General features: G+C 76.2%; 15 protein-coding genes. 9 read left to right on the forward strand and 6 right to left on the reverse strand.

Going from position 1 to position 14701, the window contains the following annotated elements:
* The first annotated feature begins 82 nt into the window (after positions 1 to 82).
* The 4 genes from FBY24_RS15265 to FBY24_RS15280 all read left to right on the forward strand — a co-directional run bounded on the left by FBY24_RS15265 (position 83) and on the right by FBY24_RS15280 (position 6684).
* Positions 83 to 994, forward strand: coding sequence for a hypothetical protein (locus tag FBY24_RS15265; RefSeq protein WP_142161876.1), 912 nt, complete (start codon positions 83 to 85; stop codon positions 992 to 994).
* Positions 991 to 2688 carry a DNA polymerase Y family protein gene (locus tag FBY24_RS19700; protein WP_142161878.1) on the forward strand — a complete coding sequence of 566 codons (1698 nt, stop codon included), beginning with the start codon at positions 991 to 993 and terminating at the stop codon, positions 2686 to 2688. Before FBY24_RS15265 ends, FBY24_RS19700 begins: the two co-directional genes overlap by 4 nt.
* On the forward strand, positions 2681 to 6127 hold the full coding sequence (gene dnaE / locus FBY24_RS15275) for a DNA polymerase III subunit alpha (RefSeq protein WP_142161880.1): 3447 nt from the start codon (positions 2681 to 2683) through the stop codon (positions 6125 to 6127). Before FBY24_RS19700 ends, dnaE begins: the two co-directional genes overlap by 8 nt.
* Before the next feature lie 107 nt (positions 6128 to 6234).
* The gene (locus FBY24_RS15280; RefSeq protein ID WP_142161882.1) at positions 6235 to 6684 is read left to right on the forward strand and encodes a hypothetical protein; all 450 of its coding nucleotides are present in this window, start codon (positions 6235 to 6237) and stop codon (positions 6682 to 6684) included.
* A gap of 35 nt (positions 6685 to 6719) precedes the next feature.
* On the opposite strand, the gene FBY24_RS15285 is transcribed toward FBY24_RS15280, so the two are convergent.
* From FBY24_RS15285 to FBY24_RS15295, 3 genes are all read right to left on the reverse strand, one after another.
* Positions 6720 to 6974 carry a hypothetical protein gene (locus FBY24_RS15285; RefSeq protein WP_142161884.1) on the reverse strand — a complete coding sequence of 85 codons (255 nt, stop codon included), beginning with the start codon at positions 6972 to 6974 and terminating at the stop codon, positions 6720 to 6722.
* Positions 6975 to 7006: 32 nt separating this feature from the next.
* On the reverse strand, positions 7007 to 8227 hold the full coding sequence (locus FBY24_RS15290) for an AI-2E family transporter (RefSeq protein ID WP_142161886.1): 1221 nt from the start codon (positions 8225 to 8227) through the stop codon (positions 7007 to 7009).
* A 108-nt stretch (positions 8228 to 8335) separates the two neighbouring features.
* Positions 8336 to 8959: a TetR/AcrR family transcriptional regulator gene (locus FBY24_RS15295; RefSeq protein WP_142161888.1), complete on the reverse strand. Its 624-nt coding sequence runs from the start codon at positions 8957 to 8959 to the stop codon at positions 8336 to 8338.
* A gap of 97 nt (positions 8960 to 9056) precedes the next feature.
* Between FBY24_RS15295 and FBY24_RS15300 the strand changes: the two genes are divergently transcribed.
* The 3 genes from FBY24_RS15300 to FBY24_RS15310 are packed head-to-tail and all read left to right on the forward strand — an operon-like array spanning position 9057 to position 11610.
* The gene (locus tag FBY24_RS15300; RefSeq protein WP_142161890.1) at positions 9057 to 9710 is read left to right on the forward strand and encodes a hypothetical protein; all 654 of its coding nucleotides are present in this window, start codon (positions 9057 to 9059) and stop codon (positions 9708 to 9710) included.
* Positions 9711 to 9728: 18 nt separating this feature from the next.
* Positions 9729 to 10688: a CPBP family intramembrane glutamic endopeptidase gene (locus FBY24_RS15305; RefSeq protein WP_142161892.1), complete on the forward strand. Its 960-nt coding sequence runs from the start codon at positions 9729 to 9731 to the stop codon at positions 10686 to 10688.
* A gap of 52 nt (positions 10689 to 10740) precedes the next feature.
* The gene (locus FBY24_RS15310) at positions 10741 to 11610 is read left to right on the forward strand and encodes an AraC family transcriptional regulator (protein WP_142161894.1); all 870 of its coding nucleotides are present in this window, start codon (positions 10741 to 10743) and stop codon (positions 11608 to 11610) included.
* A 90-nt stretch (positions 11611 to 11700) separates the two neighbouring features.
* Here the strand turns inward: FBY24_RS15310 and FBY24_RS15315 are convergent, their stop codons facing one another.
* The gene (locus tag FBY24_RS15315; RefSeq protein ID WP_174243503.1) at positions 11701 to 12639 is read right to left on the reverse strand and encodes an NADP-dependent oxidoreductase; all 939 of its coding nucleotides are present in this window, start codon (positions 12637 to 12639) and stop codon (positions 11701 to 11703) included.
* Between the two features lie 111 nt (positions 12640 to 12750).
* Between FBY24_RS15315 and FBY24_RS15320 the strand changes: the two genes are divergently transcribed.
* A complete protein-coding gene (locus FBY24_RS15320) occupies positions 12751 to 13269 on the forward strand; it encodes a MarR family winged helix-turn-helix transcriptional regulator (RefSeq protein ID WP_142161898.1) in 519 nt (172 codons plus the stop codon).
* 44 nt (positions 13270 to 13313) lie between these two features.
* Positions 13314 to 13844 carry an RNA 2'-phosphotransferase gene (locus FBY24_RS15325; protein WP_255432429.1) on the forward strand — a complete coding sequence of 177 codons (531 nt, stop codon included), beginning with the start codon at positions 13314 to 13316 and terminating at the stop codon, positions 13842 to 13844.
* On the opposite strand, the gene FBY24_RS15330 is transcribed toward FBY24_RS15325, so the two are convergent.
* Together FBY24_RS15330 and FBY24_RS15335 are read right to left on the reverse strand one after the other, a co-directional pair.
* Positions 13831 to 14337 carry a hypothetical protein gene (locus FBY24_RS15330; RefSeq protein WP_142161900.1) on the reverse strand — a complete coding sequence of 169 codons (507 nt, stop codon included), beginning with the start codon at positions 14335 to 14337 and terminating at the stop codon, positions 13831 to 13833. The two genes, FBY24_RS15325 and FBY24_RS15330, sit on opposite strands and share 14 nt — an antisense overlap.
* 91 nt (positions 14338 to 14428) lie before the next feature.
* Positions 14429 to 14695 (reverse strand): hypothetical protein, encoded by a 267-nt coding sequence (locus FBY24_RS15335; protein ID WP_142161902.1) that lies wholly within the window; start codon positions 14693 to 14695, stop codon positions 14429 to 14431.
* Between the last annotated feature and the right edge of the window lie 6 nt (positions 14696 to 14701).

Raw genomic sequence — 14701 nt, forward strand, 5'->3', positions numbered from 1 at the left:
GATTGACACGTCGGACCTCTGGACGTGTACTGATCGAACAGGTGTTCGATCGGTCTGTCGGCCGTGAGCAAGGAGGTCGACGGTGGGCGTGACGGGCACGGCCGAGCGGGCCGCGCGGGCGCGGGCGGCTCTGGCTGCGGCCGAGGCGCGCACCGGGGCGCGGCCCGTGCTCGTCCCCGGTCGGGCGGGCGGCGCACGTGCCGCCGGCACCGTCCGCGCCGCCGAGGCCGTCCGCGCTGATGCCGTCCGGGGCGACGACCCGTCCGGCCGGGGTGCCGGCCAGGCACCGGACGCCGGGCGTGCACCGGTCACCGGCCGGACCGCCGAACGACGCCCGCCGCGCACCTCGCTGCTCACCAGCGAGCGCCCGCCGCTGCCCGTGCCGCCCGGCACCGAGCGGCTGCTGCCCGACGGGCTGCGCCGCGGCGCCACCACCAGCGTGCTCGGCTCCACCGCCCTGACGCTCACGCTCCTCGCGCACGCCTGCGCCGGCGGGGACTGGGCCGTGGCCGTCGGTCTGCCCGACCTGGGGCTGCTCGCGGCCGCACGGTGCGGCGTCGTCCTCGACCGGTTCGCGCTCGTGCCCCAGCCCGGCCCCGACGCGCTCACCGTCCTCGGTGCGCTCCTCGACGGCGTCGGCGTCGTCCTCGTCGGCCCTGGTGCCGTGCTCGCCGACGCCGACCGACGGCGCCTGACCGCCCGCGCCCGCGAGCGCGGCGCCGTGCTGCTGACGACCGTCCCGTGGCCCGGTGCGGCGACGGTCCTCACCGTGCAGGAGGCCCGGTGGACGGGCCTGGGCGCCGGCGACGGGCGGCTGCGCACGCGCGAGCTGCGGGTGCGGCGCACGGGCCGCGGGTCGTCCGCGACCCCGCTCGTCGCAGACGTCGTGCTGCCCCTGGCCGCACCCGGCGACGGCGCCCCGTCCGGCCCCGGCCGCGGCACGGCTCCGACGCGTCGCACAGGTCGGACCGACACGTTGCGGCTGGTCGGATGAGCACCCGGACCACGGTGGTGTGGGTGCCGGACTGGCCGGTGGTCGCGGCGGCCGCGGCCGCGGGGGTGCCGGGGATGGCGCCGGCTGCGGTGCACGACGGGCGGCAGGTGACCGCGGCGTCGGCGCTGGCCCGTGCCGAGGGCGTGCGCCGGGGCATGCGCCGGCGGCAGGCGCAGGCGTGCTGCCCCGAGCTGGTGCTGCTGCCCGCGGACGACGCGCGCGACGTGCGGCTGTTCGAGCCCGTCGCGGCCGCGGTCGAGCAGGTCGTCGCCGGGGTGGAGGTGGTGCGGGCCGGGCTGCTCCTGCTGCCCGCGGGCGGTGCGGCCCGCTACCACGGGGGCGAGGAGGCGCTCGCGGAGCGCATCGTCGACCAGGTCGCGCGCGCCACCGGGCACGAGTGCGGTGTCGGGACGGCCGACGGGCTGCTCGCGGCGGTGCTCGCCGCGCGCACGGGTGCGGTCGTCGATCCCGGGGCGTCGGCGGTGCTGCTGGCCCCGCACGGGGTCGGGGAGCTGGTGCACGCGACGGTCACGCCGGAGCAGGCCGCGGACGTGGCCGGCCTGGTCGACCTGCTGAACCGGCTGGGGCTGCGGACCCTCGGGGCGCTCGCGGGGCTGCCGGCGCCCGACGTGCACGCCCGGTTCGGGCGGCTGGGCGCGTGGGCGCGCACGCTGGCCCGCGGCCTCGACGAGCGACCGCCCGCGCTGCGTCGCCCCGAGGCGGACCTCGAGGTGGCCGCCGAGCTGGACCCGCCGGTGGACCGGGTCGACACCGCGGCGTTCGCGGGGCGGCGCCTGGCGGAGGACCTGCACGACCTGCTCCTGGCCCACGCCGTCACGTGCGGGCGTCTGCAGGTGGCGGCGCGCACCGACGACGGGCAGGACCTGGTGCGCACGTGGCGCACGGACCTCGGCGGCTGGGGCGGGCTGACGCCGGCGCGCATCACCGACCGCATCCGCTGGCAGCTCGAGGGGTGGCTGACCGCGGGGGTGGTGGCCACGGCCCGTGACCGGCGGGCGGAGCAGGTGCGCACCGGCCGGGTGCCCGCGGGTGGTCGACGGGTGCCCGGGGACACGGTCGACGACGGGACCGACCCCGGCCCGGACGACGACGCGCGGGCGGTCGCGCTGGTGCGGCTGACGCTCACGGCGCTGGACGTGGCGCCGGCGGGTGCGGAGCAGGGGCGCCTGTGGGGCGGCGCGTCGGGCGGGGACCTGCGCGCGCACCGGGCGCTGGAGCGGGCGCAGAGCATCGTCGGCGGCGCCGGGGTGCTCACGGTGAGCCTGCAGGGCGGGCGGGACGTGCGCGACCAGCTCCACGTGCGCCCGTGGGGCGAGCAGGGGGCGGCGCCGCGGGACCTCGACCGGCCCTGGCCGGGGCGGCTGCCCGACCCGCCGCCGGCGACCGTCCCGTCCGCCCCGCGGCCCGTCGACGTGCGGGCCGGCGACGGGCGACCGGTCGAGCTCGACGCGCGCGGGCGGCTGAGCGGGGCACCGGCCACCGTCGTCGTCGACGGCCGGACCCGGACCGTCGCGGGGTGGGCGGGCCCGTGGCTGCTGACGGACCGGTGGTGGTCGCGCCCGGGGCGGGTGCTGCAGGTGCGCGCGCACCTGCAGGTCGCGTTCGACGACGGCGGCGCCGTGCTGCTCACCTGCACCGGACGCACCTGGACGTACGAGGGCGGCTATGACTGACCGGCCCCGGTACGCCGAGCTGCACGCGCACTCGGCGTTCAGCTTCCTCGACGGGGCGAGCCAGCCCGAGGAGCTCGCCGCCGAGGCGGCCCGGCTCGGCCTGGAGGCGCTCGCGCTGACCGACCACGACGGGCTGTACGGGGTCGTGCGGTTCGCGCAGGCGGCCCGCGCGGTCGGCCTGCCGACGGTGTTCGGCGCCGAGCTGCACCTGCCCGCCCCGGACGCCCGCCGGCACGGCCGCGAGCGCGCCCCCGCGCCGGGACCGCCGGTCCTCGACCCGCCGACGGGGGTGCCCGACCCGCGCGCGGAGCACCTGCTGGTGCTGGCCCGCGGGCCCGACGGGTACCGCGCGCTGTCGCGGGCCATCGGCGAGGCGCACCTGCGCACGGGCCGCAAGGGGGCGGCCGACCACCGCCTGGAGGTCCTCGCCGAGGCCGCGGCGGGGCAGTGGCTGGTGCTGACCGGGTGCCGCAAGGGGGCCGTGCGCCGTGCGCTGGCCGGCGGCGACCCGTCCGGCCAGCACGGGGTGGCGCCCGGCGGGTTCGAGGCCGCCCGCACCGAGCTCGACCGGCTGGTCGCGCTGTTCGGGCGGGACAACGTGGCGGTCGAGACGACGGTCGTCGGCGACGCGTACGACACCGACCGGGGTGACGCGCTCGCGGCCCTCGCGGCGTCGGCCGGGCTGCCGCTGGTCGCCACGGGCGGGGTGCACCAGGCCACGCCGCGCGACGCGGACCTCGCGCAGGCGCTCGCCGCGGTGCGTGCGCGCTCGTCGGTGGAGGACCTGGACGGGTGGCTGCCCCCGCCGACGGCGCACCTGCGCTCCGCGGCGGAGATGCTCGCGCTGCACCGCCGCCACCCGGACGCCGTCGCCGCGGCCGCGGACCTGGGGGCGCAGTGCGCGTTCGACCTGGCGCTGGTGGCCCCGAGCCTGCCGCCGTACCCGGTGCCGGCCGGGCACACGGAGGCGACGTGGCTGCGCGAGCTGGTGCGCCGCGGCGCGCTGGACCTGTACGGCCCGCCGGAGGTCGAGCGGGTGCCCGGGGCGTGGGCGCAGCTCGAGCACGAGCTGCGCGTCATCGAGGACCTCGGGTTCTGCGGGTACTTCCTCGTCGTGTACGACCTGGTGGACTTCTGCCGCCGGAACCAGATCCTCGCCCAGGGCCGGGGCTCGGCCGCGAACTCCGCGGTCTGCTACGTGCTGCGCGTCACCGCCGTCGACCCGGTGCGGCACGGGCTGCTGTTCGAGCGGTTCCTCGCCCCGGAGCGCGACGGCCCGCCGGACATCGACGTCGACATCGAGTCCGCGCGCCGCGAGGAGGTCATCCAGCACGTCTACGCCACGCACGGGCGCACGCACGCCGCGCAGGTCGCGAACGTCATCACCTACCGGCCGCGCTCGGCGGTGCGCGACGCGGCCCGCGCCCTGGGGTACGACACGGGGCAGCAGGACGCGTGGAGCCGCACGATCGAACGGTGGGGGTCGCTGCGGGGGGAGGAGGCGCCGAGCCCGTGGTGGACGCTGACGCGCAGCGGCCCCCTGGGCCCGACGCCGGAGCGCGCGGGGGAGCCGTCGGCGGACCGGCACGACGTCGTCCCGCGGGTGCGGCCGCCGTCGGCGAGCGAGGCGCAGGACGTCCCCGAGCACGTCGTCGACCTGGCCGAACGGTTCCTGCGGCTGCCGCGGCACCTGGGCATCCACTCCGGCGGCATGGTCATGTGCGACCGGCCCGTCATCGAGGTCTGCCCCGTGGAGTGGGCGCGGATGGAGGGGCGCACGGTCCTGCAGTGGGACAAGGAGGACTGCGCGGACGCCGGGCTGGTGAAGTTCGACCTGCTGGGCCTGGGCATGCTCACGGCGCTGCGGCTGGCGTTCACGCAGGTCGAGCAGCACGAGGGCGTCACGCTCGACCTGCACGGGCTGCCGCACGAGGACCCGGGCGTGTACGCGCTGCTGCAGGCCGCCGACACGGTTGGGGTGTTCCAGGTGGAGTCCCGCGCGCAGATGGGCACCCTGCCGCGGCTGCGCCCGGAGAAGTTCTACGACATCGTCGTCGAGGTCGCCCTGATCCGCCCCGGGCCCATCCAGGGGCAGTCGGTGCACCCGTACATCGAGCGCTCCCGCAAGCGCGAGAAGGTCACGTACCTGCACCCGCTGCTCGAGCCGTCGCTGGGCAAGACCCTCGGGGTGCCGCTGTTCCAGGAGCAGCTCATGCAGATGGCCATCGACGTCGCGGACTTCACGCCCGCCGAGGCCGACCAGCTGCGCCGTGCCATGGGCTCCAAGCGCTCGATGGAACGCATGGAGGCGATGCGCGCCCGCCTCATGGACGGCATGGCCCGCAAGGGCATCGGCCCGAAGGTCCGCGAGCAGATCTACGACAAGCTCAAGGCGTTCGCGGACTTCGGGTTCCCCGAGTCGCACGCGTACTCGTTCGCGTTCCTCGTGTACGCCAGCGCGTGGCTCAAGGTGCACCACCCCGCCGCCTTCTACGCCGGGCTGCTGGCCGCCCAGCCCATGGGGTTCTACTCCCCGCAGTCCCTGGCCGCCGACGCCCGCCGCCACGGGGTCGAGGTGCTGCGCCCGGACGTGCAGGCCTCGGACGTGCTGGCCGTGGTCGAGCGCACCGGCCCGACCCCGCCCGGCGGGGAGCCGCCCCTGCAGCCGCGGCCCAGCGGCACCGGCCCCGTCGCCGCACCCGGTGTCCGCACGGGCACCGGTGCCGCACGGCCCCGGTCGTTGGCCGTGCGGCAGGGCCTGACGCAGGTCCGCACGATCGGCCAGGACGTGGCCGCCGCGCTCGTCGCCGAGCGCACCGCCCACGGCCCGTTCGTCGACCTGCGGGACCTGGCCCGCCGGGTCCGGCTGACCACCGCCCAGCTGGAGGCCCTCGCCACCGCCGGCGCGCTCGACGGCCTCGGCGTGGACCGCCGCGAGGGTCTGTGGGCCGCCGGGGCGCTCGCCCAGGAGGGCCCTGACACGCTGCCCGGGGTGTCCGTCGGTGTGCGGGCCCCGACGTTGCCGGGCCTGTCCGACGTCGAGGTCGCCACCGCCGACGTGTGGGCCACCGGGGTGTCCGTCGACTCCTACCCCACGCAGTTCGTCCGCGAGGGCCTCGACGCCGCCGGCGTGCTGCGCGTCGCGGACGCGTTCACCGCCGCCGAGGGCCGCGTCGCCGTGGCCGGGGTGGTCACGCACCGGCAGCGCCCCGGCACCGCGCAGGGTGTGACGTTCCTGTCGCTGGAGGACGAGACGGGCCTGCTCAACGTCGTCTGCTCCGCCGGTCTGTGGCAGCGCCACCGCCGCACCGCGCGCACCGCCCGGGCGATGGTCGTGCGCGGCCGGCTGGAGAAGGCCGACGACGCCACCAACCTCGTCGCCGAGCACCTGAGCCCACTGTCCCTGCGCATCCGCAGCACCTCCCGCGACTTCCAGTGACCGCGACCACCCACGCCCACGTGCACCGCCGGAACCCGCACCGCCACCGGCTCCGGCCCGGTAGCGTCCCCTCACGCCACCGACGGCGGGGACCACCCGGGGGGACGATGAGCGACCTGCTCCGCGCGGCACGGACCGCCGCTCTTGCCCTGCCTGTCGCCCTGCTCGCCGCGTGCTCGGGCGACGGCGCCCCGGCCGTCGTCGAGGCCGACGGGACCTACCTGCTCCTCGCGGCACCGAGCGACGGCGCCATGGAGGCGCGGGCCGTCGGGACCCTCACCCGTGGCGAGGACGGCTGCCTCTACCTCGACGCAGACGAGCAGCACACCCTGCTGGTGTGGCCGGCGGGGACGACGCTCGACCACGACGAGACCGCGGTCACGGTCCCCGACGGTGCGCCCCTGCAGCCCTGGGCGACCACCACGCTGGTGATCGGCTCCGACGTCGAGGTCGGCGGCGGCGGGGTGGACGTGCCCGCGGACTCACCGACCTCGGTGGTCCCCGAGGTCCCCGACGCGTGCGACACCGCCGACGTCTTCCTCGTCGGCCGCCCCTGAAGTCCTGGGTGCGTCCCCGACAGCCGGGACGACGGCTACGTCCCGACACTCCAGATGGCCACCGTGACCACGGTCATGAGCGCCAGGGAGAGGGCGCACACCACGACGGCGGCCCGGAGCAGACGGCGCTGCCGAGGTGCGCCGCCGAGCATCCACAGCGCGGCGAGCAGGGCGGCCAGCACGAGCGCCCCTCCCCACGGCCTGACCAGGGAGACGAGGGCGCCGACGACGGCGGTGACCAGCACCCCGACCTCGGCGACCGCGGGGGCGGTCGTCGTGCGCTGCGTCATGCGGAGGTCTCCAGGCGGGTCGGGGCGGGAGGTCAGGGGGCGTCGGTGACGGTCGTCGGGGTGTCCGGCTGCTCGTCGTCGACGGCCGGGTCCTCCTCGTCGGTCATCGGCGGGTCGAGGGTGCGCAGCCGGGAGAACACCGTCCAGGCCACCGAGACCAGCGGCACGGCGATGACGGCGCCGAGGATCCCGGCGACGAGCGTGCCGGTGGTGACCGCGAGCGCGACGACCACCGGGTGCAGGGACACCTGCTTGCCCATGATGAGCGGCTGGAGCACGTGCCCCTCGAGCTGGCCGATGAGGGCGATGGCGATGCCCACGATCACCGCGCTCCAGAACCCGTTCGCCGCGAGCGCGACGATCATGGCGATGATCATCGACGCGGGCGCCCCGATCAGGGGGATGAAGGCGCCGATGAACACCAGCACCGACAGGGGTGCGGCCAGCGGGACGCCGACGACCGACAGGACGACGAACGCGAGGAGCCCGTCGATGATCGCGATGATCACGGTGCCGCGGGTGTAGCCGGAGAACGTGTACCAGCCGGCCTCGCCGACGACGACCCAGGTGCTGCGGGTCCGTGCGGGCAGCTGGTTGAGGAACCACGTCCACATCTGCGCGCCGCGGGCGAGGAAGAAGATCGAGCAGAACACGGCGAGCGCGATCGCGGTGAACGCGACGACGACGGAGCCGGCGCTGGCGGCGGCCTGCCCGGCGAGGTCGCCGGCGTGCTCCTGGATCCACGTCAGGGCCATGTCGAGCCACTGCGCGATCTGCTCGCTGGTGATGACGAACGGCAGGGAGCCGCTCTCGAGGTAGTCGGTGATCTGCCGGATGCCGGTCTCGAACTGCTCGCTCAGGTCGTTCCACTGGTTGGCGATCGAGTAGCCGACGTAGGTGAACATCCCGGCGACGAACAGCACGGCGACGAGCAGGGACAGCGCGGTGGCGAGCGGGCGGGGCATGACCTTGGCCATGAGCTCGACGAGGGGGCGCAGCACGGCGGCGATGACGAACGCGAGGAACACCGCGACGAACACGAGCTGGACGCGGGCGGTGGCGACGAACACGAGGCTGATGGCGGCGACGAGGACGAGCAGCCGCCAGGAGACCCCGGCGGCCTGGCGCAGCCAGCGGGGTGCGGTCTCGTCGACCCCGGTGACCGAGGGGTTGCGCCGCCCGCCGGCGACGCGGCGACCGGCTGTGCTCACCGCCGACGCCCGTGGCCGGGGTGCCGGTGCCTCGTCGGTCATGCACGTCTCCCGTCACGTGTGAAAGCCCAGGTGACCAGCATGCCTCTCGCGCGTCCTGCGGGCGCGCGAAACGCGGGCCCGACGTGCCCGGCGGCGCCGGTGCCGTGGTCAGGCGCCGGGGCGCTGCGCGTCGGCCGGAGGGACGACGGCCTCGACGGCGAGACGGAGGGTGCCGGTCTCGTGCTCGAGCCGTTGGGCGGCCCCGGGCAGGGCCCGTTCGACGACGACGCCGTTGAGGACGGTGGACAGGAACCTCGCCTGCCGCGGGACGTCGCCCGGCGGGATCGCCCCTTCGTCGACGAGGACGGTCAGCCACCGTTCGACGAGGTGGAGCCCCCACCGTTCGAGCGCGAGGTAGGCGGCGGCCTCGTCGTCGGTCGGGGCGGTGGCGACGTACGACCGGACGGTCGTGCGCCAGAACTCCCGGGCGCGTTCCCCGGTGCCGACCTGGGCGAGCATCTGCCGCAGGCAGTCCAGGAGCCGGTCGGCGGGTGGGCGCGCGGTGTCGTGGATCGGGTCGTCGGGGATCTCGACGTCGTAGATCGCGGCGACGACGGTCTCCAGGAGCTCGCGCTGCGTCGGGAAGAAGTGGCGCAAGGAACCGGTGCTCACGCCGGCGCGTGCGGCGACGGCACGCACGCTGAGGCGGGCGGTGGGGTTCTCGCCGAGCATCGTGGCCGCCGCCACCAGGATCTTCTCGCGCGTGCCGGGCCCGGCCGGTCGTCCGGTCATCGTCCCTCCTTCACCCGGATGTTCTATCACGGCGTGCTAGCCTCGCTGATCGACTAGTACAGCGTGCTAGAACGGTCGACGACGTGAGGGGTGCCCGATGGGACGACGACGCTGGCGCGACGGCCTCGCCGCACGGCGCGTGAAGCCCGGCGACGGCCGGCCGCTGCCCCGCTTCCGCTGGTGGCAGCTGCTGAGCCGGTCCCTGCTCACCCTGCCCCTGCGGACCCCGGACGGCGGCGTGGTCGTCTACGCCGTGGATGTGCGGCACCTGGGCGACCGTGACGACGGCGCCGTGCGCGCCCGGCTCTACGCCGACGGCGTGCTGACCGCGCACTCCACCGTGCCCGCCCGGTTCCCGGTGCCGGGCGGGCACGTCGAGGTCGCCGTCGGCGGCTTCGGCCTGCGGCGCTGCCACCACGTGCCTGCGGACGGCCCTGCCCGCCAGCTGACGCCGCACCCCGCGTCCGCCGAGGGTCGGCGCGCGGCGCTGCACCGCACCCGGCCCGGGCTCAGCCGCCTCGTGGGCGCGGTCGCGACGCTGCTCGTGCTCGTCGGGCTCGGCGTGGCCGTCCCGCAGCTCGTCGAGACGATCTCGCAGATCCCGCCCGTCGCCGACGCGCTCGGCACGTTCGAGTCCCCGGTGCGGCTCCCGACCGCCGCGAACGTCGCGGTCGGGGTCGCGGCCGTCCTGGGCAGCACGGAGCGTGCGCTGCGCCTGCGCGCGGGCTGGCTCGACGACCTGGCCAGCTGACCACCACGAGAGGACGTCATGACCACCACCACTGCCACCGGGACCGAGGGCTGGCTCGTGCGGGACGAGGCGCCCGTGCTCGCCGGCCGGGTGCCCCCGGGCGTCGAGTACCACCGCGTGTACGCGGGGGAGAAGCGCCGCATCCTGCGCGGTGCCGTCGCCGTCGTGCTGCTCTTCGCCGGGCTGGTCGGGATCGCGCAGGCGTTCCTCGCCGCGGCCGCGCACATCGACGCGCAGCTGGGCCGCACGGGCTTCACACCGCTGCAGCACGCCGCCGGCGCGCTCGCGCTGGCCCTGCTCGTCCCCTACAGCATGCTGCTGCAGCGTCTGCTCTACGGGCTCCCGGCGGGCTCGTTGCACTCCGTCGCCGGGCGCTTCCGGTTCGCCGTCCTCGGGCGCTCGCTGCTCGCCTTCGGGCCGCCGCTGGTCGTCCTCGTCGCGGTCGTCGGGCTCCTCGTCCCGGGCGCGACCTTCCCGTGGACGAGGGCCGACCTGGTCGCCCTGCTCGTCGTCGGCGTGGTCCTCACCCCGCTCGCCGCTGCCGGGGAGGAGTACGGGCTGCGCGGCCTGATGCTCCGCGTCGTCGGCAGCTGGACCCGGGGTGCCCGCTCCGGTGCGGTCCTCGGCATCGTCGTCACGACGACCGTGTTCTCGCTCGTCCACGGGACGCTCGACCCCTACCTGCTCACGTCGTACCTCGTCCTGTTCTCCACGACGGCGTACGTCACGTGGCGCACCGGCGGGCTGGAGACCGCCGTCGTCCTGCACGCGGTGTACAACATGACGGCCCTCCTGCTGGCGACGACCCTGCACGCCGATCTCGGCGGCGAGCTGGCCAACCGGGCCCAGGCCCAGGGCTCCGTCGTGAACCTCCTGCCCGGCGCCGGGCTCCTCGTCGCCGCCGCGGTCGTCGGGTGGACCACCCGGAGGTCCGGGCCCCTCCGCACGCCCGGGGCCGACCGGACCGGGCAAGGATGATCGGGTGCGGCGGGCGGCCCGGGCGGCAGGGTGGTCCGCGGAGGGGGGCACCGTGATCACCTGGCTCAACCGCCTCGTCGACGTCGTCGAGGAGCACCTGGACGACGAGCTCGACGTCACCCGGCTCGCGGCCGCGCTCGGCACCAGCGAGTACCACCTGCGACGGATGTTCTCGTCGCTGGCGGGCATGCCGCTGTCGGAGTACGTGCGCCGCCGGCGCATGACCGTCGCGGCGGCGGACGTCGTCGCCGGTGACGGGGACCTGCTCGGGATCGCGGTGCGCCACGGGTACGGGTCGGCCGAGGCGTTCGGCCGCGCGTTCCGTTCCGTGCACGGCGTCAGCCCCGGGCAGGCCCGGCGCGACGGCGGCCCCCTCCGCGCCCAGCCGCAGCTGCGGTTCCGCCTCACCGTCGAAGGAGCGGTCCCCATGGACGTCCGCCTCACCACCCGCCCCGCGTTCCGCCTCGTCGGGCACGCCGCACGCGTCCCGCTCGTGCACGAGGGCGTCAACCCCGCCGTGCAGCAGCACGTCGCGAGCCTCGCCCCCGAGCAGCACCAGCGGCTCAAGGACCTCTCGGGCACCGAGCCGCACGGTCTGCTCGCCGTCAGCGACGACCTCGACCCGGACCGCCGCGAGGGCACCGTGCTGACGTACCTGCACGGCGTCGCGGTGCCGGACGCGGCCACCGTCCCCGAGGATCTCCACATCATCGACGTCGCCGCCGGGACGTGGGCCGTGTTCCAGGTGTCCGGCCCGTACCCGGACGCCCTGCAGACGCTCTGGGCCGCGACCGCGACCGAGTGGTTCCCCTCGAACCCGTGGCGCCTGCGGCCCGGGCCCGAGATCGTCGCCGTGCTCGACCGCACCGACGACCTCAGCAGCGCGACGGTCGAGCTCTGGCTCCCTGTCGAGCCGGGCTGACGGGAGCGACGAGCAGCGGGCGCCCGGGTCGCGCGACGTCGCGCGCGACCCGGGCGCCGGCGGCGCCGGTGGACGGTGCGGGCCGACCGCTCACGCCGCGGACGGCACGACCACGACCTTGCCGTGCACCTGCCCGGCCTCCGCCCGCTCGTGGAGCGAGCGCAGGTCCGCGAGCGGCCAGCGGCCGGCGATCTCCACGTGCAGGTCGCCGGAGTCCACGAGGGAGACGAGCCGCGCCAGGACGTCGGCGTCGGGGTGGACGAAGACCGTGACCCCCCGGACCCCCCGCGCGTCGTCGGAGGGAGTCTCCACCCTCGGTGTGGTGGAGACGACGGTGCCGCCGTCACGCACCCGGCCGGCGAGCGCGGCGAACCCCTCCGCGGTGACCGGGGCCAGGTTGAGCAGGAGGTCGACCGGCTCGGTCACCGCGTCGAGCAGGGACGTGGTGGTGTGGTCGACGATCTCGTCCGCACCCGCCGCGCGCACGAGCGGCGCGCTGCGCGGGCTGGCGGTGGCCACCACGTGCGCACCGGCCCGCTTGGCCAGCTGCACGACGTACCCGCCGACCGGGCCGCCCGCGCCGTTGACCAGCACGCGCTGGCCCGCCTCGAGCTGCCCGGCCTCGAACAGCGCCTGCCAGGCGGTCAGGGCCACCGAGGGCAGCCCCGCGGCGTCGGCGAGCGGGATCCGGGTGGGGGCGGTCACCAGCGCGTCTGCCGGGGCCACGACGTGCTCGGCGGCGGCGCCGTCGGCGGTCATCGGGAGGAACCCGACGACGGCGTCGCCGACCGCGAGCCCCTCGACCCCGTTGCCGAGGGCGTCGACCGTGCCCGACACGTCGTAGCCGGGGACGTGGGGGAGCGTCACCGGGATCGGGAGGAACCCGCCGCGCATGCCGCCGTCGGCGGGGTTGAACGCCGAGCCGGCGACCCGTACCCGGACCTCGCCGGCACCCGGCAGGGGCAGGGGGACGTCCTCGTAGCGCAGGACCTCGGGGCCGCCCGTCCGGTGGAAGCGCACTGCCTTCATGTCGATCTCCGTCCGTCATGTGCTTCGGGTTCGAAGCAACTGACGATGACGGTAGTACTACTTCGAATCAGAAGCAAATAGTCCGGGTTCGAAGCATCGTAGGATCGGGTCATGGCCTCCGACCCGCCCACCCTCGACGCGACGCAGCTCGGCGCGTACTTCGCCCTCATCGAGGCCAGCAGCCTCCTCAGGCACGCCGTCGAGCAGCAGCTCCAGGACGTCGGAGACCTCAGCTACGTGCAGTTCCAGCTCCTCGCCACGCTCGGCGACGCGCCCGGGGGGAGCCGTCGCATGACCGACCTCGCCGATGGTGTCGTCTACAGCCGCAGCGGCCTGACCTACCAGGCGCAGACCCTGGAGAAGCGCGGCCTCGTGGTCCGGGCGCGGGCGCTCGACGACGAGCGCAGCATCACGGTGACCCTCACCGACGCGGGCCGGGCGCTGCTCGGCGAGGTCCTGCCCGGGCACGTGGGCGTCGTCGACGACCTGCTGCTCGCACCCCTGTCGCGCGACGACGTCGCGACGCTCGCCGACATCCTGGGACGCGCGCGGGACCACATGCGCCGCACCCCGCCCCGGTCGGCGACGGGCCGGCGGCGCCCCGGTGGCACCGCCACCGCGACGGGGTGACGGAAGCGGCCGACGACGGCGCGCGCGTGGTGCAGGATGCCGGTGTGGACGCGGTGCGCACCTCCCGACAGCTGACGCAGGTGCTGCGGCACGCGCCCGGGTCGGTCGGCGTGACGCTCGACCACGCCGGGTGGGTGGACGTCCCCGAGCTGCTGGCGGCGCTGGCCGAGCACGGCCTGGCGCTCACGCGCACCGAGCTCGAGGAGGTCGTCACCGGCAGCGACAAGCAGCGGTTCGAGGTGGTCGGGGACCGGATCCGGGCCCGGCAGGGTCACAGCGTCCCCGTCGACCTCGGGCTGCAGCCGCAGGCGCCGCCCACGGTGCTGTTCCACGGCACGCCGGTCGCCAACCTCGCGGCGATCCGTGAGCGGGGGCTCGTCCGGGGTGTGCGGCACCACGTGCACCTGTCGCCGGACCCGGAGACGGCGGCGCGGGTCGGCGCGCGCCGTGGCCGGTTCGTCGTCCTGGAGGTCGCTGCGGCCGCGACGGCCGCAGCCGGCCACGAGTTCTTCGTCACGGGCAACGGGGTGTGGCTCGTCGACGCCGTGCCGCCCGAGCACCTCACGTTCCCCTGACAGAGGCCCGCGGGCGCGCCGGACGGACGTCGCTGGCATGCCCCTGCGGTGGCTCGCCTCGGCGGCCGGTCAGCCCCGTGCCCAGATCGGCGAGGTCGCCGGGGGCCACCTCGCCGAGGAGCGCACCCTCCTGGCCGTCGTCCGCGCAGCCCGCGACCGCGTCGCCGTAGGTCCCGCGCAGGTCGTCGACGACGTCCCCGCCGCCGGCGAGCATCTCGCCGACCGCGACGACGGAGCCGTCGGGTGTGCGCAGGGCGCCGTCGTCGGTGACCCGGGTCCCCGTGGGCCAGACCACGGGCGCGACGCTGCCGTCGCCGTCGACGGGCGTGATGCCGAGACACCCGGCGTCCGACACGGCCAGCAGGCCCTCGAAGCCCGCGTCACCGCTGCTGAGATTCGTCGTCCGGACCAGGGCCGTCACATCACCGTTCGACGCCGTCGTCACCTCCACGGCGGCGCTGCTGCACCCGGCGACGAGGGCCAGGACGAGCACCGCGCCACCGCCCCCGGTGCTGACCGCGGCGCCGCACCGGGTCCTGCGTGCCTCTGCCGTCGGTCGACTCGTCATCTGCGGTCTCCACCTTCTACGCGTCGCCCGAGGCGTGGTGACGGTGATCGGGCGTCGGCGCAGCCGACCGTCGGTCGTGCGAGCGGACGCCGCCGGCCAGGACCGGCAGGCCCAGGAGCACGCCCAGCATCAGGTCGCCGACCGCGTCGCGGCCGAGCACCACGCCGGCCACCGCCACGACGAGCGCTCCGACCATGAGAGCGGCCGCGCCGGCCCGGCGGCCGTGCAGCGCGGCCAGCCCACCCGCGGTGGCGACGACGAGGAACCCGGCGAGCAGGAGCACGCGTCG

It is taken from the genome of Cellulomonas sp. SLBN-39 (assembly GCF_006715865.1).
Lineage (GTDB): Bacteria > Actinomycetota > Actinomycetes > Actinomycetales > Cellulomonadaceae > Cellulomonas.